Annotated in this window: 23 protein-coding genes; 13 read left to right on the top strand and 10 right to left on the bottom strand. The window is 67.1% G+C overall.

The genetic code is table 11. The annotated features are described in order from the left end of the window. The first annotated feature begins 41 nt into the window (after window positions 1–41). Both EV691_RS01900 and EV691_RS01905 read left to right on the top strand, forming a co-directional pair. A complete protein-coding gene (locus EV691_RS01900; protein WP_131297777.1) occupies window positions 42–398 on the top strand; it encodes a cation transporter in 357 nt (118 codons plus the stop codon). 138 nt (window positions 399–536) lie between these two features. After that, window positions 537–881: a zinc ribbon domain-containing protein YjdM gene (locus EV691_RS01905; RefSeq protein ID WP_131297776.1), complete on the top strand. Its 345-nt coding sequence runs from the start codon at window positions 537–539 to the stop codon at window positions 879–881. A gap of 145 nt (window positions 882–1,026) precedes the next feature. Here EV691_RS01905 and EV691_RS01910 read toward each other — a convergent pair whose 3' ends face one another. After that, the gene (locus EV691_RS01910; protein WP_131297775.1) at window positions 1,027–1,737 is read right to left on the bottom strand and encodes a DUF2076 domain-containing protein; all 711 of its coding nucleotides are present in this window, start codon (window positions 1,735–1,737) and stop codon (window positions 1,027–1,029) included. Between the two features lie 471 nt (window positions 1,738–2,208). On the opposite strand from EV691_RS01910, the gene EV691_RS01915 reads away from it, so the two are divergent. After that, window positions 2,209–2,649 (top strand): anthrone oxygenase family protein, encoded by a 441-nt coding sequence (locus EV691_RS01915; RefSeq protein ID WP_131297774.1) that lies wholly within the window; start codon window positions 2,209–2,211, stop codon window positions 2,647–2,649. A 37-nt stretch (window positions 2,650–2,686) separates the two neighbouring features. Here the strand turns inward: EV691_RS01915 and EV691_RS24100 are convergent, their stop codons facing one another. The 5 genes from EV691_RS24100 to EV691_RS01940 all read right to left on the bottom strand — a co-directional run bounded on the left by EV691_RS24100 (window position 2,687) and on the right by EV691_RS01940 (window position 8,272). Beyond that, a complete protein-coding gene (locus EV691_RS24100; RefSeq protein ID WP_278250223.1) occupies window positions 2,687–2,815 on the bottom strand; it encodes a hypothetical protein in 129 nt (42 codons plus the stop codon). Window positions 2,816–3,150: 335 nt separating this feature from the next. Then, window positions 3,151–3,798: a pyridoxamine 5'-phosphate oxidase gene (gene pdxH / locus EV691_RS01925; protein WP_131297773.1), complete on the bottom strand. Its 648-nt coding sequence runs from the start codon at window positions 3,796–3,798 to the stop codon at window positions 3,151–3,153. A gap of 52 nt (window positions 3,799–3,850) precedes the next feature. Then, entirely contained in the window at window positions 3,851–4,495 is a 645-nt protein-coding gene (locus EV691_RS01930) for an OmpA family protein (protein WP_131297772.1), read from the bottom strand. Window positions 4,496–4,638: 143 nt separating this feature from the next. Next, on the bottom strand, window positions 4,639–5,790 hold the full coding sequence (locus EV691_RS01935) for a serine hydrolase domain-containing protein (RefSeq protein ID WP_131297771.1): 1,152 nt from the start codon (window positions 5,788–5,790) through the stop codon (window positions 4,639–4,641). Window positions 5,791–5,878: 88 nt separating this feature from the next. After that, on the bottom strand, window positions 5,879–8,272 hold the full coding sequence (locus EV691_RS01940) for a beta-agarase (RefSeq protein ID WP_131297770.1): 2,394 nt from the start codon (window positions 8,270–8,272) through the stop codon (window positions 5,879–5,881). A 393-nt stretch (window positions 8,273–8,665) separates the two neighbouring features. On the opposite strand from EV691_RS01940, the gene EV691_RS23710 reads away from it, so the two are divergent. From EV691_RS23710 to EV691_RS23720, 4 genes are all read left to right on the top strand, one after another. After that, on the top strand, window positions 8,666–8,950 hold the full coding sequence (locus EV691_RS23710; RefSeq protein ID WP_242672503.1) for an MnhB domain-containing protein: 285 nt from the start codon (window positions 8,666–8,668) through the stop codon (window positions 8,948–8,950). A gap of 4 nt (window positions 8,951–8,954) precedes the next feature. Then, window positions 8,955–9,140, top strand: coding sequence for an NADH-ubiquinone oxidoreductase chain 4L (locus EV691_RS01950; protein ID WP_242672502.1), 186 nt, complete (start codon window positions 8,955–8,957; stop codon window positions 9,138–9,140). A gap of 12 nt (window positions 9,141–9,152) precedes the next feature. Continuing rightward, a complete protein-coding gene (locus EV691_RS23715; RefSeq protein ID WP_242672501.1) occupies window positions 9,153–9,698 on the top strand; it encodes a proton-conducting transporter transmembrane domain-containing protein in 546 nt (181 codons plus the stop codon). A 159-nt stretch (window positions 9,699–9,857) separates the two neighbouring features. Beyond that, the gene (locus EV691_RS23720; RefSeq protein ID WP_242672500.1) at window positions 9,858–10,070 is read left to right on the top strand and encodes a hypothetical protein; all 213 of its coding nucleotides are present in this window, start codon (window positions 9,858–9,860) and stop codon (window positions 10,068–10,070) included. Window positions 10,071–10,082: 12 nt separating this feature from the next. Here EV691_RS23720 and dinG read toward each other — a convergent pair whose 3' ends face one another. After that, on the bottom strand, window positions 10,083–12,227 hold the full coding sequence (gene dinG / locus EV691_RS01960; protein WP_131297769.1) for an ATP-dependent DNA helicase DinG: 2,145 nt from the start codon (window positions 12,225–12,227) through the stop codon (window positions 10,083–10,085). 94 nt (window positions 12,228–12,321) lie between these two features. Between dinG and EV691_RS01965 the strand changes: the two genes are divergently transcribed. Beyond that, window positions 12,322–12,786 carry a CopD family protein gene (locus tag EV691_RS01965; protein ID WP_131297768.1) on the top strand — a complete coding sequence of 155 codons (465 nt, stop codon included), beginning with the start codon at window positions 12,322–12,324 and terminating at the stop codon, window positions 12,784–12,786. An 18-nt stretch (window positions 12,787–12,804) separates the two neighbouring features. On the opposite strand, the gene EV691_RS01970 is transcribed toward EV691_RS01965, so the two are convergent. Beyond that, the gene (locus EV691_RS01970; protein ID WP_131297767.1) at window positions 12,805–13,074 is read right to left on the bottom strand and encodes a DUF1145 domain-containing protein; all 270 of its coding nucleotides are present in this window, start codon (window positions 13,072–13,074) and stop codon (window positions 12,805–12,807) included. A 110-nt stretch (window positions 13,075–13,184) separates the two neighbouring features. On the opposite strand from EV691_RS01970, the gene EV691_RS01975 reads away from it, so the two are divergent. Both EV691_RS01975 and EV691_RS01980 read left to right on the top strand, forming a co-directional pair. Further along, entirely contained in the window at window positions 13,185–13,682 is a 498-nt protein-coding gene (locus EV691_RS01975) for a DUF6231 family protein (RefSeq protein WP_131297766.1), read from the top strand. 4 nt (window positions 13,683–13,686) lie between these two features. Continuing rightward, complete coding sequence (locus tag EV691_RS01980) at window positions 13,687–14,205, top strand: YchJ family protein (protein ID WP_131297765.1); 519 nt, start codon at window positions 13,687–13,689, stop codon at window positions 14,203–14,205. Window positions 14,206–14,372: 167 nt separating this feature from the next. Here EV691_RS01980 and EV691_RS01985 read toward each other — a convergent pair whose 3' ends face one another. Beyond that, window positions 14,373–14,909 carry a hypothetical protein gene (locus EV691_RS01985; protein WP_131298168.1) on the bottom strand — a complete coding sequence of 179 codons (537 nt, stop codon included), beginning with the start codon at window positions 14,907–14,909 and terminating at the stop codon, window positions 14,373–14,375. A 177-nt stretch (window positions 14,910–15,086) separates the two neighbouring features. Here EV691_RS01985 and EV691_RS01990 point away from each other — a divergent pair, with 177 nt between their 5' ends. The 3 genes from EV691_RS01990 to EV691_RS02000 all read left to right on the top strand — a co-directional run bounded on the left by EV691_RS01990 (window position 15,087) and on the right by EV691_RS02000 (window position 18,698). Beyond that, entirely contained in the window at window positions 15,087–15,584 is a 498-nt protein-coding gene (locus EV691_RS01990; RefSeq protein WP_207390160.1) for an LEA/WHy family protein, read from the top strand. A gap of 6 nt (window positions 15,585–15,590) precedes the next feature. Beyond that, the gene (locus tag EV691_RS01995) at window positions 15,591–16,046 is read left to right on the top strand and encodes a DUF2489 domain-containing protein (protein ID WP_131297764.1); all 456 of its coding nucleotides are present in this window, start codon (window positions 15,591–15,593) and stop codon (window positions 16,044–16,046) included. 120 nt (window positions 16,047–16,166) lie between these two features. Next, the gene (locus EV691_RS02000) at window positions 16,167–18,698 is read left to right on the top strand and encodes a penicillin acylase family protein (RefSeq protein WP_207390159.1); all 2,532 of its coding nucleotides are present in this window, start codon (window positions 16,167–16,169) and stop codon (window positions 18,696–18,698) included. A gap of 140 nt (window positions 18,699–18,838) precedes the next feature. Here EV691_RS02000 and EV691_RS02005 read toward each other — a convergent pair whose 3' ends face one another. After that, complete coding sequence (locus EV691_RS02005) at window positions 18,839–19,117, bottom strand: hypothetical protein (protein ID WP_242672499.1); 279 nt, start codon at window positions 19,115–19,117, stop codon at window positions 18,839–18,841. Window positions 19,118–19,236 lie beyond the last annotated feature (119 nt).

A 19,236-nucleotide genomic window follows, 5' to 3' on the forward strand; every position in this document is an offset into this window, starting at 1 on the left:
CACCGCCACAACAAAACGCACCCAAGCGCGGGAGAACACGCATGTCTGATATGGATCACCGACCGGGAGTCCGCGAAGCTTACCTGGTGAAACGTCATCTCAAACTCGAAGCTCTGGATGCGGCCAGGGCCGAGGCCATCGCGCAGGAGATCAATCGGCTGGTGGGTGTGGACAAGGTCGCGCTCGACAAGAGCAGCGGCCGTCTGGATGTTGCCTACGACGCCGCGCACCTGCGCATCGAGCAGTTGGAGGAGATCGTGCGCAGGTACGGCAGCGATCTCGATCATGGCTGGTGGACGCACTTCAAGGAGGGCTGGTACCGCTTCACCGACCAGAATGTCAGGGACAATGCCCAGCACGAGCCTTGGTCCCACCACAGGATAATGCCCAGAAGATAGGCGGGCCGCGGGACAACCGACACCGGCACACCGCCAGGCCTCCTGCCACCGGCCTGGCGAGCCGGCGCAGCCACTGCCATGCCTTGCAAAAAGCCTTACAATCCCCGCCCTTTTCATCCCTGTAGCCGAGGACACCTCATGAGCACCCTGCCACCCTGCCCCAAATGCGCTTCCGAATACACCTACGAGGACGGCACGCAGCTGGTCTGTCCGGAATGCGCCCATGAGTGGTCCGCCAACGGGACGGCCGAAGCGCCAGCCGAGGGCGACAAGGTGATCAAGGACTCGGTCGGCAACACCCTGCAGGACGGCGACACCGTTACCGTGATCAAGGATCTGAAGGTCAAGGGATCGTCCCTGGTGGTGAAGGTCGGCACCAAGGTGAAGAACATCCGCCTGTGCGACGGCGACCACGACATCGACTGCAAGATCGACGGGATCGGCGCGATGAAACTGAAGTCGGAGTTCGTGAAGAAGGTCTGACGCCTGGAAAGCAGGCACCTCGCGCTCGAGGCGCCGCGACTCCATGGACGGGGCAGCGCGCCCCATCCACGACCGCAGGTGCCACCTTCGGCGGCATCGCGGTCAAGCGCGCTCCCACAGGAAGCGGGAGCAGCCGGAAGGCCGGTCAGACGAAGTCTTCGTCGTCTCCGCCGAAGAAATCGCCACCCTCGCCCTCGCCGCTGTCGGCAAAGTAGTCCTCTTGCGGCTCATAGCTCTCTTCCGCGACCTGCGGTGCCGGCTCCGCGGCCGGCTCGGGAGCGGCTTCGGCCACCGCCGGCGCTTCTTCATCCTGAAACATGTCCATCAGCAGGTTGCCCAGCACCATGCCACCGGCCACGCCGGCTGCAGTCTGCAGCGCACCGGAGAGGAAACCACCACCGCCGCCCGGCTGGGGCGCATAGGCGCCGCGCTGGAAGCCCGGCTGCTGGCCGAAGCCACCCTGGCTGCCGTGGCCGGGCTCGCTCCAGCCCGAGGCCGCCGGACGGGCCACCGGTTGCGGACGGGCGACAGGCTGCTGGGGCTGCGGCTCGCTGCGGCCACCGCCGAACAGACCGGCCAGGAAGCCGCCGCTGCCCTGCTGGCGGCTGGCGTTCTGGGCCTGCAGCTTCAGCTGTTCGATCTCAGCTTCCAGTTCCTTGACACGACCGTCGAGCTGCTGGATGGCGCTTTCCTGCACGATGATCGCCTGGGCCATGTAGTAGGGAGCAGCCGGCTGACGGGCAACGTGCTCCTTGATCACGCTCTCAGCCTGCGGATCGCGAGGCGCGGATTGGCCTTCGGCATTGCGGAGGCGGGAAAACAGGCCATCGATCAGATTCTTCTCTTCAGACTGCATGGTTTTCTCTTGACTGGGTTGCCGATAGAAGATCGCATGCCGAAACGCATGCATGACTTACATATAAGGTCGAATACGGGAAAATCAAACGCACTTTGTATCGAAACTTTGAAAAACTCGAAAGAGAGCACTTAAATCGACAAAAAGCACGAAAATGAAGCTAAAAACAAAGAATCCGGCGACAATTACCAATCCGGAAAACGTAGCGCAATACTGCAACTGCGCTTGGGAAATGTCAAAGTCCAGCTATTACAAAAATTGTCCTCCCATTGGTGACATGCACTTCGATCGAGTGTCCAGCCATCTGCCATAACAGCCTCCTTAATTTACAAGCAATAAATCGCCACTGTTTCGAAGTGGCGCGCCATATATGGCTTCATGCTCCATGGCGCAGTCGGCTGCCGGGCAAGACTGCCAAGCAGCGGCCAGGCTTGCGTCTTCGGCATTCCAATCCGGGACAGGAGAACCCCCATGCTCGAAGCGGCCCAGCTACTCGCCACCCTCTGCTGCACCCTGTTCAGCGGCGCAGCGATCTACATCAACCTCGTCGAGCATCCGGCGCGCATGAGCTGCCCCACCGAGATCGCCGCGACGGTATGGGCGCCGAGCTATCGGCGAGCGACCCTCATGCAGGCTTCGCTGGGCATCGCCAGCCTGCTTTGCGGCGTGCTGGCCTGGCTGCTCGGCGGAGGCATCGCCTGGCTTGGCGGGGCGCTGCTGATCGGTCTGGTGGTGCCCTTCACCTTCGTCGCGATCATGCCGACCAACCACCGCCTGCTCGAACCCGGACGCGACCTGTCGTCGCCGGAAACGCGCCAGTTGCTCGACAGGTGGGGCCGGCTGCACGGAGTGCGCAGCGGCCTGGGCCTGGCCGCTTCCCTGGTCTATCTGCTGCAGTTGCTCGGTGCCTGAGACCCGCCGCCCAACGCTGGAGCCGCGCGCGCCCGGATCAGGGGCTGAAGCCGCCGGCCACCAGCAGCTCGGCGCCGCTGACGAAGGAGGTCTGGGGGCTGGCGGGCCAGGCGCTGGCGTTATCCTCGCCGCGGCCGTAGCGCTGCCCGGCGATGTTCAGCCGCACGAAATCGGCCAGCGGGCCGTCCGCCGGGTTCAGTTGGCGGCGAAGCGTCCGGACTGGGTGTTGGGTTTTCAGGACGAAGTTTGGGGCGCCGCTTCGCGCGTCCGTCCCTGAATGCCTGGAGCGAGGGGCCGGCCCTGCGCCTGCAGCAGCTGTCGGCGGATCCGCAGGATGCCGGACCCAAGGCGGCGAGTTGCTATGGTCTGCTGCGCGCCGACACGGGGCAGAGGCTGCTGCGTTTCGTCAGGGGCTGCCCGCTCAGCCAGGTGACGAGGACTTCCTCGACTGGGTCGGCAAGCGCCTGGCAATGGAGCGGGTCTGTACCCATTACGGTTGCACTAGGGAGCCAGACGCTCGCGAATCCAGCCGCCCTTTTCCAGGCGATAGTTGAGCCGGTCGTGCAGACGACTGGCACGTCCCTGCCAGAACTCGACGCGCTCGGGCAGCAGGCGGTAGCCGCCCCAATGCCCGGGGCAGTGCGGCGCCTGGTCGAGGAAGCGTTTCTCGGTCAGTGCCAGCAGATCCTCCAGCTCGACACGGTCGCGGATCACCTGGCTCTGCGGCGAAGCCCAGGCCCCCAGGCGACTGCCCAAGGGGCGCACCTGGAAATAGGCATCGGACTCCTGTGACGTCACCCGCTCCACCTGCCCTTCGATGCGCACCTGACGCTCCAGGGTGGGCCAGAAGAAGGTCATGGCGGCGAACGGCCGTGCCTTCAGTTGTTGGCCCTTGGCGCTGTCGTAGTTGCTGAAGAAGGTGAAGCCACGCTCATCCAGGCCCTTGAGCAGCAGAACCCGGCAATGCGGCCGTCCGCTGGCGTCCACGGTGGCCAGACTCATGGCATTGGGCTCGACCGGCAGTTGCTCGGTCTTCATCGCCTCGGCGAACCACAGATGGAACAGGGAAAAGGGTTCGAGCGGGGCATCGGCCTCGCAAAGGCCGGCGCGGGTGTAGTCGCGGCGCATGTCGGCCAGAGTCTGGGGCATGGCGGGGTCCTTCGGATGGATTAAGTTCGCGCAAATCTTAACCAGACCGCCGTCACTTCGCTTGATCTGAGGCAACCATCCGCCCCCCTGGGGCACCATACTGGGCCAGAACGGTAGGCAGGCTGCCGCGGGTGGCCAGGAACATCTCCACGCGGCGATTGAGGGAGCGCCCATCCTTGCTGTCATTGCTGGCACGCGGCGCGTCGTCGCCCATTCCCTTGTACATCAGGCGGTCATGGTGCAGGCCACTCATGCGGAAGATCGAGGCCATGGACTGCGCCCGCTCCTGGCTCAACTTGAGCGTCAGCGCAGGCGACCCGCTGCTGTCGCCATGCCCCAGCAGCAGCACGGCCACCTCGCGGTCCTGCGCCACCAGCTTGGCCACCCGACTGAGCGGTCCCAGGGTCGCCACCAGCAGCATGCTCGGCCGATCCGGATTGAACGAGCCGTCCACCGGGGCCGTCACGACCAGCAGATCGCCGCGGCGCTCCACTTCGAACTGGCTGCCCTTGACGGCCTCGCGCACACGCGCCTCGTGCTCCGCCGTCCAGACCCGACTTGCCCGGGACTCCAACTTGGCCGCCGGCGAAACGGGCTTGGCAGTCCGGGTGACGTAACGCTCCGGCTTGCCGGAGGAACTGCAGGCGGCCATGGCCATGCAGAGGATCAGGGTGCTGCTTTTAATGAGGAGTTTCATCGATAGATCCCGTCGTGGATAAGGTGGTAGGGACGATGAGGCGTCACGGGTCGTATGACGCTGGCAAGCCTCAGGTTAGAAATTGAGTCTGGCCGCAAGCTCGCCGCAGGCAAGGCATTGCCTTGACAGGCAGACGAGCGGTGTCAACCCAGGCATTTTCCCGCCAGGCGCGCCAGCTTCTGTGCCCGCGGGTCCATCAGTATGTAGGGCCCCAGGCTGTTGGTGACGAAGCCGAAGGCCAGTTCGCACTCGGGGTCGGCGAAACCGCAGGAGCCGCCAGCGCCCGGATGACCGAAGGCCTTGGGGCCGAGGCCGAAGGTGGCATTGGCCAGCGCGGGCTGGTCGAGCATGCAGCCGAGGCCGAAGCGGGTCGGGGTGAGCAGGGTGCGGTCCTCGCCGCAGCTGTGCTCGTGGGTCATTTCATTGAGCAACTCGGCCGGCAACAGGCGACCGTCGAGCAGCCCGGTATAGAAGCCCGCCAGGGAGCGTGCATTGCCATGGCCGTTCGCCGCCGGCTGATGCATGCGCCGCCACTCGGGCTTGTTGCTGCTGTTCAGGATCGACGGCGGGTTGGTGAAGGCGCGGGTGCTGAGGGCCTCCGGTTCACTCATCGTGACCTTGAGCAGGCGCTGGGCGGCGGTATCGCCAAGATTGCCCTTGCTCCGCCCGATATGGGCGACCCGGTGGAATTCGGCGTCGTCCAGCCCGACATGGAAATCCAGACCGAGCGGCCGGGCGATGCGCGCCGCGATCGAGTCGCCAGGCTCGCGGCCATCGGCACGCCGCAGCAGCTCGCCGACCAGCCAGCCGAAGGTGATCGGCGCATAGCCGTGTCCCTTGTCGTGCGCCTCCCACCAGGGAGCTTCGGCAACCAGAGCCGCGGTCATCGCCTGCCAGTCATAGAGCGCCTCCGGCGCCAGCGGGGCACGGATCGCCGGCAGTCCCGCCTGGTGGCAGAGCAACTGGCGCAGGGTGATGCGTGCCTTGCCGGCGGCGGCGAACTCGGGCCACAGCCGTGCCACTGGGGCATCGAGATCCAGCTTGCCCTCCTCCACCAATTGCAGGGCGGTGACCGCGGCGAAGGGTTTGGTGCAGGAAAACAGGTTGGCGATGGTGTCGCTCTGCCAGGCCTCGCTGCCCTCCCGGTCGGCGACCCCGGCCCAGAGATCCACCACGGTTTCCCCGCCGATCTGAATGCAGAGCGCCGCGCCACGGGTCTGGCCGTCCTCGAACAATGCGGCGAACGCTTCCTTCAGCGCCTCGAACTTGAGGTCGAAATAGCCTTGAACCTGCACCTTGTCTCTCCTGGCAGCCCAACCGTTCGTCATTCTCCCAGCCGCCACAGGGTTTTGTGAACTCCTGCACGGAATCTTTGTGGCGCGGTCACGGCGCCTTGGCCGGCGTCTCGGACCGAGCGCCGCCTTCGGCCGCCGGTTTGCCGGCAGCCGGTGCCGCGGCCGACTCGAGGATGCTCTCCACCTTCAGGTTGGCCTTGCGCACGGACTCGACGAAGCCGGAAAACGGCCGGTCGGTGACGCCGACCAGGCCTATATGGCCGTTTTCGCCGTCCAGCAGACGCCCGGTCACCGGCTGGTCGAGGTACTGGAACCAGTGCACGCCGACGATCGACGGCTCGGCCAGGGCGCGCTCGAGGAAGTGTGCGTAGGCCGGCCCACGCTCCTCCTCCTTGTACACCTCGGCCACGCCGCCCCAGAACGGGCCGCGATCCCGCGAGCCGAAATGGAACTCGCTGACCAGCACCGGCTTGTCCAGCGCGCGCAGGGCCTCGAAGTCATACCCGTGCTGAGGCTCGCGGGTATAGAAGTTGAAGCTCAGCACGTCGCAGTACCTGGCACAGGCGGCAACCGCCTCGGGGGTGGAGATGGCGAAGCGGCCGCCGAGCAGCAGATGGTCGGGGGCGTGCCATTTCAGCGACTCGGCGATGGTCTTGAAGTAGGTGTCGGCGAAGAGCTGCTGGAAGCGCAGCAGATCCTCCTCGATGGCCGGATGTTCGGGGCTCGGCAGCGGCGCCTCGAAGCCCGGGTCCTCCATCAGCTCCCAGGCCGGCAGCTCGATGCCCCAGGCGGCGGAGAGGCCCTGCTGGTTGCGGTAGCGGTCGCGCAGCAGCTTGAGGAAGGCGCGCTTGGCCGGCACGTCGGTGGTCTGCCGCAGGGTGCCATAGGCCAGCGCGTAGCGGGACTTCGGATCGGTGCCCGGCGCAGCCCAGCTGAGCTCGTTGTCGGCGAAATAGCCGACCACCCAGGGGTTGTTCCGGTGATCACGGGTGGCGATGGCGATGGCGCGCTCGGCGGCCATGGCGAAACGTGGATCGAAGGGGTCGGGCATGCCGCCCCACCAGTCGTGGCCGGTGGAGATGGTGGCGTAGTCGCCGCGGATCAGCAGCGGAATCGTGTAGGGCACCCGGCGCATCGCCCCCAGGGCAAGATCGCTCCAGTTGCCCAGGGTGTTGAAGCCCCAGGCCTGCAGGCGGTCCAGGGTTTGTCCGCGCCAGCGCTGGGCGTCGAAGAACTGGGTGACGCACGGCGGTGCAGCGGCGGGCTGCCCGGCGACCGGCGCGACAGCTGCCGGGTTGGCAGGTGCTTCCGCGGCGGGGGCTTCCGGCGGCGCGCGCTCCGGCTCGACAATCTCCGCCTCGGTGGCAGCCTGCACCCCGGCCGGCGTGCAGCTCTGGCCGTAGGTTCGATAGAGATTCGCCCGGTAGAAGTCGTACCAGCGTCCGTGGGCGAACTGGCGCCCGCCGTTGGCGCCGGTGGCCTGGCGGCTGTCGCCGGCCCCGTAGAAGGCGCCCAGCGGGGCGTCCTTGCCGGGCAGGTCGAGGAACATCCCCTCGCGCCCCTCGATGTAGGTGCGGCTGTTGCCGGAGGAAACGGTGTTCACGCCGAGGGAGAAGAACGGATGGCCCTCCGGCGTCACCAGGTACCAGCGGCCCTCGTGCCTGGCCACCCGGAAGAAGCCCGTGGCCTCCAGCTGCGGGCCCTTCAGCCAGCCGCCGAATCGGTCCAGCTGGGACCGCTCGGCCAGCCAGCGGCCGAGCTGCGCCTGCTCCTGCTCGGCTGCCGCCTTCAACTGCTTGTCGCTGCTGACCTTTTCCGGCCACTCGCCCCGACTGTACTGCCCATAGGCATCGACGATGCCACGGTAGACTTCCGGCTCGAGATCCTCGCGCACGCCGAAGCGGCCGAGCAGAATGCTCTGCTGCACGTCCGGCTTCTCCAGGGAGAGGGTCACCGCCTTCACCTGGCGGAGATCGATCTCGCCTTCCCGGCTGGTCGCCACGAGCAGGCGCTGGTTGTCATGGGTCCAGGGCATCGGCGGCGCAGCGCGCATGCCCTGCGCCCTGGGCGAGCTGGCGTGCAGCGGCAGCACCAGGGTCTGTGCCGGACCGGCCGGCAACGCGACGAGCGTCTTGAGGAACTTGCCGTCGGCGCTCTCGATGCTCACCTGCAGGGTCAACGCCCAGTCCATGGCATTCTGGATGCGCAGGCTGACCGCCCCGGTGCTGGACCAGTCCCAGCTGCCCTGCTGCGGGGTCAGGCGCAGGCTCGGCCCCTCCTGCGGATTGAAGGTGACCCGCCGGAGCAGCTCTCCCCCAGCCACGCCCTCCGCGGTCAGCTCGGGCAGGAAGGCGCCCTCGCCCTTGACCTGCACCACGTCGGTGGGACGCACGAAGTTGAACAGCACCTGCTCGTCGGCCGCCTGTGCAGAAAGGGGTACCAGACAACAGGCGAACAGCAGGGAAACCAGCGGACGGATCATCGAGTTCGCTCTCCAGCGGGACGGGAGGTGGACAATAAAGGTTGGCATGATGCCAGTCGCCCCTGCCGCGGTGAAGCCAAGGCGCTGACTGAATGGCCTATTTCAGCACGCTTCATGCAAGGGCATGACCGGATGCGACAGGGATCCGCCCATGCAGTTCGGCCGGGACCGGACATCGACAAGCAGACGCCCTAGCGTAACAAAGGGTAATGTGCTGGCGGATTCTCTATGCTGGGAAAAGCGGCATGGAATACCGAGCGGCAGCCCTTCATCGCACACCCTGGCGCGGATGTCTTTTGCTCCAGCGCAGTCCCGCCGCTTGCGTCAGGCCAGCGCCCTGTTGCTGTGGCGTGGCCACAACCTGCCGGGTGGCGCGGGTTCATCGCCGCTCTGGTGGCGGCCTCCAACCTGATGCTGCTGTCCCTGACCTTCGGCAGCCGCGGGGTCCGCCGCCTGCTGCCGGTCAGCCCGGCACGCCTGATCGGCTGCGGTCTGGCCTGTGCCACGGGAGCGGGGCTGCTCGGCCTGCTGGCCGGCGAGGCCTTTCTCGACGGGCTCTGGATGTTTCCCGGCGGCCTCCCGCTGGGCAGTCCCCTGCTGTTCGACCTGGGCGTATTTCTCACGGTGCTCGGCTCGGCCATGCACATGCAGGAGAAGCTGACGGGAGTACCGGACTGATGGAGTGGAGGCGGCATTGACTGCCGGCGGCCTGGCCGGCCTTGGCCCGTGGATACTTCTGGACCGCAATCTGAAGCGTGTGGTGCTGGGCATCGGCGTGCTGGGCAATGCCATCAATCTCGGCGTGCTCACCGCCGGCCAGGCGGAAGAGGAACCCGGCAGCGGCGGCCGGCGGGAGCCACCCTCATGAATATCCTGCTGGTTGCTCCCGTGCTGGTACCGCTCGCCACGCTGCTGCTGGGCATCCTGTTGGCGGGCCCGGATCCGGCTGGTAGCGCGACTCAGCATCGGCGGCTGCAGTCTGCTGCTGGTCGGCCTGACGCTCGTCTGGCTGGCGGCCAGCGATGTGCTGCTGTCCGGGCAACTGGGCGGCGGCAAGCGGCACCTGGCAGGCACCATGACCTACATGGCGCTGAACCTGTTCGCCACCCTGCTGTTCCTGCTCGCCGCCGGACTGCTCTACGGCAGCACCGGAACCCTCAACATGGGCGATCTGGCGCTGATCGTACGCGCCGGCGAGACGGCTCCGGGCACCACCGCCGCGCTGTTTCTGGTGCTACCGTCGTTCGCCATCAAGGCCGCACTGTTCCCGGTGTTCGGCTGGCTGCCGGCCACCTATCACGTACCGCTGATGGCTGTCTCGGCGCTGTTCGCCGGCCTCCTGACCAAGGTCGGAGTCTATGCGCTGATCCGCCTGGTGACCCTGCTCTGGCCCGAATACGGCCCGGCCCACGAGGCTCTGCTGTGAATCGCCTGCGCCACCATGCTGGCGGGCGTGCTGGGCGCCGCGGCACAGAGCGAAGTGCGGCGCATCCTGTCCTTATCGTCAGCCAGATCGGCTACATGATCCTCGGCCTCGCCCTGACCCACGCCACTGGCCCTGGCCGCCCTGTTCCGGGTCCAGGCGGTGCTGCTCGATGTCGCGGTGCTGCCGGCCCTGATGTCCTTCATCGGCACCACCGCCTGCGCCTTCCTGTTCCGCGAGGAGTCGGCAGAACACGAAGCACGCAACAAGAAGGAGAAGGGAGCGGCGGAAAAACGACTGAGCCTTGCCCAGCCCCGGGAGTGGCACACCGCTCTCGAGATGCAGCTTTGGAGGCGACTGCCACGGCGATCCTGATCCGCAGCCGCGTCAGCCGATCTCCCGGCGAAACGGCGGCAGCGCATCGAGGATCGCCTTGCCGTAGCGCTGGGTCACCACCCGCCGATCGAGCAGGGTGATGGTGCCGCGGTCCTGCTCGGTGCGCAGCAACCGGCCGCAGGCCTGGACCAGGCGCAGCGAGGCGTCGGGCACGGCGATCTCCATGAATGGATTGCCGCCGCGCGCCTCGATCCACTCGGCCAGCGCCGCCTCCACCGGATCGTCGGGCACAGCGAAGGGGATCTTGGCGATCACCACGTGTTCGCAGTAGGCCCCGGGCAGATCGACGCCCTCGGCGAAACTGGCCAGGCCGAACAAGACGCTGGGCTCGCCCCCGTCGACCCGCGCCTTGTGCCGGTTCAGGGTTTCCTGCTTGGACAGGTTGCCTTGGATCAGCACGCGCCTGCGCCAGTCGCGCTCGAGGCCGTCGAAGACGTCCTGCATCTGCCGGCGCGAGGAGAACAGCACCAGGGCCCCGCGCGCGCCCGCCACCAGCTGCGGCAGTTCGCGGACGATGGCGGCGGTGTGCGCAGCGACGTCGCGCGGGTCGGCCTTGAGGTCCGGCACCCGCAGCAGGCCCGCCTCGGCATGGGCGAAGGGGCTGGGCACCACCGCGCTGACGGCGCTCTTCGGCAGGCCGGCGCGCATGCGGAAGCGGTCGAAGCTGTTCAGCGCGGTCAGGGTGGCGGAGGTCACCAGCGCGCCATGGGCGATGCTCCACAGGTGGCGGCGCAGGGTCTCGGCGGCGAGGATCGGACTGGCGTCGACCTCGATGTCGTGCAGCGCGCCGCCCTCGGCCAGGGTCAGCCAGCGCGCCATCGGCGGGCTGTCCTCCGGGTCCTCCGCAGTGAAGGCGGTCCACAGCTGCCAGTTGCCCTCGGCCCGCGCCAGCAGGCTGCCGAACAGCGGATACCACTCTTCCGCCTGGTGGCTGGCCAGGCCCGTGCCGGGCTCGCCGTCCATGGCCTCCTTGAGCAGCTCGGTGAGCCGGGTGAAAGCCTCCATCAATCGGGAAAAGCCCTTCTTCAGCTCGCAGCCCAGCTCGCGCAGGTGCTCCGGCACCACCCCGCCGACGAAGCGGTGGCGCGGCCGCTCGCGGCCGTCCATGTCCTCGCCGGCACGAAAGTCGGCGAGCTGTTCGCAGGCGGCGAACATGAACTGCTGCTGGGTGCGCAGCTCGCGGGCCAGCTCCGGCACGCCCTCGATCAACCGCCCCAGCTCGCCGGGCAGCGGATGCTGGGCGAGCAGCCGGGTCAGGTTTTTCTCCACCTGCCCCAGCCAGTCGGCGGTCGAGCGCAGACGGGTGAAGTGGGCGAAGTGGCCGATGGCCTTGTCCGGCAGGTGATGGCCTTCGTCGAACACGTAGAGGGTTTCGCGCGGATCGGGCAGCACGGCGCCGCCGCCCAGCGCGAGGTCGGCGAGCACCATGTCGTGGTTGGTGACGATCACGTCGACCTTGGTCATGCCCTCGCGCGCCCGGTAGAAGGCGCACTGCTGGAAGTTCGGGCAGTGCCGGCCGGTGCACTGGCTGTGGTCGGTGGTCAGCCGCGACCAGGTGTCGTCCTCGATGGCCTGCGGCCAGGCATCGCGGTCGCCGTCCCAGCGGTTGCCGGCGAGCTTCTCGATCATCTGGGTGAACAGCTTCTGGCTGGCCTCGTCGACGTCGATGCGAAAGCCTTCCTCCTCGAACAGCTGGGCGGTGGCGCTCTGCGCCTGCCCCTCCTGCAGCAGCAGGTCGAGCCGGGACAGGCACAGGTAGCGGCCGCGCCCCTTGGCCAGGGCGAAGCTGAAGCTCAGGCCGCTGTTGCGCATCAGGTCGGGCAGGTCCTTGTTGACGATCTGCTCCTGCAGGGCGACAGTCGCGGTGGCGATCACCAGGCGCTTGCCGGCCGCCTTGGCCGCGGGAATCGCCGCCAGGCTGTAGGCCACTGTCTTGCCGGTGCCGGTGCCGGCCTCCACCGCGACCACCGCCGGCTCGCCCAGGCGCCGGCCTTCGTCGTCGGTGACGATGGCGCCCAGGACCCTGGCCACCTCGGCGATCATCAAGCGCTGACCGTAGCGCGGCTTGAGGCCCTTGGCTTCGAGAAAGCGGGAGTAGGCACCCTGGATCTGTGACTTGAGTTCGGCGCTGAGCATTCCGCTTCCCGAATCGAAACTGGACAAATTTTCAGTATGCAAATCGGCGGCTATGATAGCGCGCGTTGCGTGGACCACCACCGGAGATTGCCGAATGACGCCCTATTCCCTCGCCTACACCCTGCATGTGCTGCCCGCCCTGATCTGGGTCGGCGGCATGTTTTTCGCCTGGATGATCCTGCGTCCCGCCACGGTCAGCGAGCTGGATACGCCGGCTCGGCTGAAGCTCTGGCCGGAAGTATTTCGCCGCTTCTTCCAGTGGGTCTGGGTGGCCGTGGTAGTACTGCCCCTCAGCGGCATCGGCCTGCTGCACCTGCGCTTCCCCAGCCTTGAGACGGCACCCGCGTACGTGCACATCATGATGGGCCTGTACCTGGTGATGCTCGCCCTGTTCCTGCGCGTGCAGCTGCTGCAGCTGCCGCAGCTGCGCAGGGCCGTGGAGCTTCGCGACTGGCCGGCCGGCGGCGCGGCGCTGGGGCGGATCCGCCGGCTGGTGGGATTCAACCTGCTGATCGGTCTGGCGCTGGTCGCCATCGCCGCCGCCCGGCCGACGTTCTGAAACGCCCGGCCGCCGAAGTCATGGCCGAGGCCGACTGTCCTGCGGCGGTGCATACACATGGAGGATGCCGAACAGCAGTATCTGCAGACGGCTTCTCCAGCTCGGCGGGACGGCCTCGGCGCCACGCCGGGACAGCATCAGCGCGAGCACCCGGGCGAGCAGCAGCACTCCGCCGCAGAGCGGCAGCAGCAGGTCGAAGGGCTTGTTCAGCGGCACCAGGAAAGCGCCGGCAAGCGCCAACCACAGCGTCAGGTTCAGGGCCTTTCCCATAGTCAACAACAGTTTCATCGCGCTCCCGTCATGCGATCCTTGTCCGATCCGTCAGGCGTCGCCGCCAGCACGGAACGCCGATTGCCTTACTCTTGAACCTCAGCTGCACTCCCGATCGAGGATCTTCGATGACCGACAGCTTTTCTTCCCGCACGCCGCAGCAGGCCCTCGCCGCCCTGCTCGAGCGCTACGCCCCGGACCGGCTGCTGCTGGTCGGCGCCAGCGACCTGCCCGCCCTCGAGGCCTTCCGCAACACGCATCCAAAGGCCCAGGTGACCCACTGCGCCGCCGGCCCGCTGCCGGCCGAAGTCGCCGCCCAGCGCTACGAGCTGGCCGTGCTGGTCGACTGTCTGGAACACCTGCCCCGGCGCACCGGCCTGGAACTGCTCGGCGGCATTCGCAACCTGAACGCCAACCGACTCGCGGTACTGGTCGACCTGGCGGCGTGCGGCTGGCAGGATACCGACTTCTTCGCCCTGGCGCTGCAGGCCAGCGAGCGTTTCCGACGTGACGAACAGACCCTCTCTCTGTTCACCTACGACCTCTACGACTACAAGCAGATACCGGACTGGCTGAACGCCAAGTTCTGGGCCAACCCGGAAAATTTCGGCAAGTACTGGTGGTGAACGGATGACCAGCCACTCCACGCCGGAGCGGAGCCCGGACTGCCCCTGCGGCAGCGGCGCCCGACTCGACGAATGTTGCGGCCAGTATCTGGCCGGCACTCCCGCCCCCAGCGCCGAACGCCTGATGCGCTCGCGCTACAGCGCCTACGTGCTGGGCGACATCGACTATCTGCGGCAGACCACCCTGCCGGCCCAGCAGGCGGGTCTGGACGCCGAGGCGATGCGTGCCTGGAGCCTGCAGAGCACCTGGCTAGGCCTGCAGGTGGAAAGGGCCGAGCCGCCCGCCGAGCGGTCGGCGCATGCCTTCGTCACCTTCAGCGCACGCTGGCGGGATGTCTCGGGCGGGCACATCCATCGCGAGCGCTCCGCCTTCGTGCGGCATGCCGGCCGCTGGTACTTCATCGACCCGACCGTCCCGCTGCAGGCGGGGCGCAACGATCCCTGCCCCTGCGGCAGCGGAATGAAGTTCAAGAAATGCTGCGCGGATGCGCTGCACCAGGCCGCGCAGGGACCGGATGGGTAGTCCCCTTCCTGGCGAAGGCGGCAAAACGCCAATTATTAAGAATAATTCTTAATTGTTGAGTACACTCGTCACCCCACCATTCCCCATCCCCGACATCGGGTGTATACGGTGACGATCCAAGGAAACATTGCATGCCCCTGTCCGACCGAGGTGCAGGCGCCCTCGAATCAGGGGGTCTCCAGGCGCAGATGGGAGATATCGGGCGCCGGGCCGGCCGACCGCGCCGGAGCCTGTCCCATGTCGCTGCCGACCGGAGCCAGGCTCAGAGCGCTCAGGTCCAGACGCGGCGGCGGCGCTTCGGGCTTCGGCGCCTGCAGGTCGGCCCCCGCCGGAGCGACTCCGAAATCCGGAGCCTCGACCGCGGTGAAGGCCGCCATGTAAAGATCCCGCGGCGCCACCACGAGAGGCTTGCGGGGAGATTCGGGCCGATTGGCAGGAAGGTCGGTTTCCTGCCCTGGGGCAAGCAGCGCCGCCGTCTCCATCGGCAGAATGTCCGCCAGGGCACCGGCCCGCTCCAGGGTGGTCCGGTACTTCTCGGCCTCCTCGGCCGCCAGATTGCCCTTGAGGGATACACGCCGGCCGGAAAACAGGGCGGCAATGCGTGCGGCATCCGCACGGAACAGTTTGGCCAGATTGGCCTGCACCTGCTCCCGAGAAGCTCCGTGCACCAGCTGGCCGGAAAAAACGATCTGATAGCGGCTCATGGTCATACTCATGTCCCAATCGTCTGGCAGTATGGCGCAGTTTTTTTTCGGCCAACAAGCTCGGGCAGCAGGCAAACGGGACTTCTGCGAAGCAGATCATCCCGCCGCCGGGCGGATCCGGCAACGGTTGCAGCCAGGCCGCTGCTTGTTACACTGAGGCCCCCTTTGGAGTGCAGCATGTTTTTCCAGGCGCAAATCACAAGAACTCTAGGCCTGTTGGGGTTGCTCGGTCTGCTTTCCGGTCTCGCCGGCTGTTCCACCTGGGTGACCGGGGCCTTCAAGGATCCCGATGTCCAGCTGGTCAAAGTCGACGTCGTCAAGGCCCGCCTGCTGGAACAGCAGTTCATCCTGCGCTTTCGCGTCGACAATCCCAACTGGGCGAGCCTGCCGATCCGCGGCCTGGACTATGAGGTGTTCCTGAACGACATCCGCCTGGCCAAGGGGGAGTCGAGCAAGTGGTTCACCGTACCCGCCCGCGGTCGCGAGGAGTTCGACGTCCTGGTCACGACCAACCTCTGGCGACATATGAAGAGAATCGTCAAGCTGCTGGAAGAACCCGACCGGCCGATCCAGTACCAGTTGCAGGGCAAGGCCAAGACGGGGCTGCTGTTTGGACGCAAGGTGCTGGTTTCCCGCTATGGCGAGATCACCCCTGGCGACTACATCCGGGACTGATCGCCCATGAGTCCATTGATCGTCGGCCTGCTGCTGGCCGCCCTGCTGATCGTGCTGGCCCTGAGCGTTGTAGCCTTCGTCCTCTGGCGCCGGGTGTGGTTGCGCCAGAAAGCCCGCAAGGCCGCCGAAGCAGAGCGCCAGGCGCAGCTCGCCGAGCATCTGCGCATCCTCGCCGGCAGCCTGCTCGATGGGCAACTGCCCCTGCTCGAGGGCGCCATCCGCATCAAGAGCCTGCTCGAACACTACGACCCACCGCTGAACCAGAGCGAACGCCTACAGGTTTTCCACGAACTCTGCGAGGCCACCGCCCACATTCCCACGCATGAGGCCTGGAAAGCCCTGAGCAGGGCGGAGCGGCGCCAGTACGAGGTGCTGTTCAGCAGCCTCGAACTGCAGCACAAGGCAGCGGCCCGCAGCAGCGCGCGCTGGCTGCTGGAGGAAGGGCTGGCCACGCATCGCTGAAAACCCCCAGCCGGCTTGCAAGCCGCAGGCCGGCTCCCTACCTTAGGCGCCCATCCCGTACCCCCGGGTCGCCCGCCTGCCCGTCATTTGCGCGACCCCATGCTCGAAGGAACCCGCCGCATGTGCCTGCGCCCGTTTCGCCCCCTGTCCCGCCTGACCCTCGGCGCCGGACTCGCGTCCCTGCTCGCGCTCGCCGGCTGCCAGACGATGGTCGACCAGCGCCATGCGGACAACCTGCCGCCTGCGCAGGGCGTACAGCACATTCAGGGACTGACGGACAGCGTGGTGGTGCGGCGCAACGCCCTCGGCATGCCGCTGATCGAAACCCGCAACGAGCACGACGCCCTGTTCGCCCTCGGCTACGTGCACGCCAGCGATCGTCTCAGCCAGATGGTCGGCCTGCGCCTGATGGCCGAAGGACGGCTGGCCGAAATGCTCGGCCCGGGCGTCCTCGACATCGACCGCTTCATGCGCGCGATGGGCCTGCGGCGCCATGCCGAAACGCTCTACCACAATGCCTCGCCCCGGCTGAAGCAGGACTTCGAGGTCTACGCCCGGGGGGTCAATGCCTTCCTGTTCCGTCACCGCGAGCGGCTGCCCATGGACCTGGCCGAGTCCGGCTACCAGCCGCCGTATTGGAACGCCGAGGACTCGGTGCTGCTGTTCTGCCTGCTGAACTTCAGCCTGTCGACCAACCTGCAGGAGGAGATCGCCGCGCTCACGCTGGCGCAGAAGCTCGGAACGGATCGGCTGGCCTGGCTGACGCCGATCTACCCGGACGATCCCCTGCCGGTCGAGGAGGCGGACAAGCTCAAGGGCCTCGCCCTTGGCGGGCAGATCCCCGGCCTCACCGCGCTGGAGCAAGCGGCCGGACAGGTCGCCGCCGTGAACATGCTGGGCGTCGCCGCCTCCAACAACTGGGCGATCGCGCCACGCGGCAGCCGACTAGGCAAGAGCCTGTTGGCCAACGACACCCACCTGCCGCCGGCCCTGCCCTCGCTGTGGAACTTCGTGCATGTCCGCACGCCGCAACGCCAGACCGCCGGCGTCTCGGTCGCCGGCATCCCGGCGGTGATCGCCGGTTTCAACGGCCAGCTGGCCTGGGGCATGACCATGGTCATGGCCGACACCCAGGACCTGTTCCTCGAGCGGATCAGGAGCGAGGGCGGGCGCCTCCACTACCTCGCCGACGGCCAGTGGCTGCCGGCCCGCGAGCGCCAGGAGACCTTCCTCGTCAAGGGCGCGCAGCCAGTCCGCGAAACCCTCTACGAGACCCGCCACGGCCCGCTGCTGAACAGCGTGCTCGGCGAGCGCAAGCATCCGCTGCAGCCCCTGTCGGTGAGCAGCGGCCATGGGCTGGCGCTGCAGACGCTGCCCATCGACGACGACCGCAGCTTGGACGCCTTCTTCCAGCTGTCCCGCGCCCGTTCGGTGGACGAGGCCTTCAAGGCGACCGGCGAACTGCGCGCCATGGCGGTGAACCTGATGTTCGCCGATGCCGAGCACATCGGCTGGCAGGTGACCGGACGCTATCCCAATCGCCGCGCGGGCCTCGGTCTGCTGCCCTCCCCCGGCTGGGACGGCGCCTACGACTGGGACGGCTTCGCCGATCCCATGCTGCATCCCTACGACCAGGACCCGGCACAGGGCTGGCTGGGTACCGCCAACCAGCGCACGGTGCCGCGCGGCTATGGCATGCAGCTGTCCAGCACCTGGTACTACCCGGAGCGCGCCGAACGCATCGCCGAACTGGCCGGCCGCGGTCGCCACGACACGCAGAGCATGATCGCCATGCAGTACGACCAGACCACGCGCTTCGCCGCCAAGCTCAAGAGCATGTTCGAAGCACCGGGCATGGCCAAACCACTGCGCCAGGCCATCGACGCCCTGCCGCCGGCCGAGCGCGACAAGGCCCGCGAGGCCCTGAGCCGGCTGCTCGCCTTCGACGGCCGGTTAACAGCCGACTCGGCGGACGCCGCCCTGTACGGCGCCTTCCTGCAGGAGAGCGCGCGGCAGACCTTCCTCGACGAACTCGGCCCGGACGACAGTCCCGCCTGGCAAGCCCTGCTGCAGATGTCCGGCCTCTCCTACTCGGCCCAGGCCGACCACCTGCTCGGCCGCGAGGACAGCCCGTTCTGGGACGACATCGCCACCCCGCCGCCCGAGGACAAGCCGGCCATCCTCGCGCGCAGCCTGGCGGCCGCGGTGAGCCACCTGGAAAGCCGGCTCGGCAGCGAGCGCGGTGCCTGGCAATGGGGCAAGCTGCACCGCTATCAGTGGACCAGCGACAGTACCCGCATGGCGCCCTACCTCGGCGCCAGCCAACGCACCGCCATCCACGCGCTCGGCGACTACCTGGATGGTGCCGCCCGTCCTGCCGGCGGCGACCATGGCACGCTGAACGCTTCCGCCTATCGCTGGGGACAGGATTTCGACAGCCGCCTGATCCCGGCCATGCGCATCGTCGTCGACTTCGCCCGCGAGGAGCCCATGCTCGGGCTGAACAGCACCGGCCAGTCCGGCAACCCGGCCAGTGCGCACTACAAGGACGGCATCGATGCCTGGCTCGAAGGGCGCTACATGAGCTTTCCCTTCAAGGCAGAGAATCTGGACAAGACCTACGGCAGCCAGCGTCTGCTGCTGGTGCCGTAGGCTCGAGGTGGATTGGCCCGAGGGGCCGGGAACGAACTGATCCCGATACCATCCTCGCTGGTACTCGGGGAAGTTTTGTCTTTAGACGTTCAGCCCGTCAGGTGCCGGACTGTCTTTCTTTCCTGGGGCGCCGCCGCGCCTCAGCCCGTTTTCAGGATGCCGCTCAGGGTGATGCCGTAGCGCTCGAACAACTGCAGCGCCGGCTCCTTCGCGCCGTTGCCACCGCCATTGTCGCGGCGCTCGAAACCTTCACGCCTCGCCAGTTCCAGAACTTTCCGGCTCGCTTCCTCCACGCTGGGCTTGGCCGGTGACTCGGTCACCATCTTCACCGTATTGCCATCCTTGTTGAATGTGATCGACCAAATAGCCATGTCGTATTCCTCCGTTTTCGCCATCAATGCGGGAATGCGGGTAGACATCCCGGTCCAGTCTAGAAGTCAGACTAGACCCTCTCTGCACAACTCGCCACTTGGCCAAATATGACTAGGCTTTTCTGAGGATCCTGCCACAGCCCGTCGACAGGCTCGCCCGACGAGGC

This window comes from Azotobacter chroococcum (genome assembly GCF_004339665.1).
Lineage (GTDB): Bacteria > Pseudomonadota > Gammaproteobacteria > Pseudomonadales > Pseudomonadaceae > Azotobacter > Azotobacter chroococcum.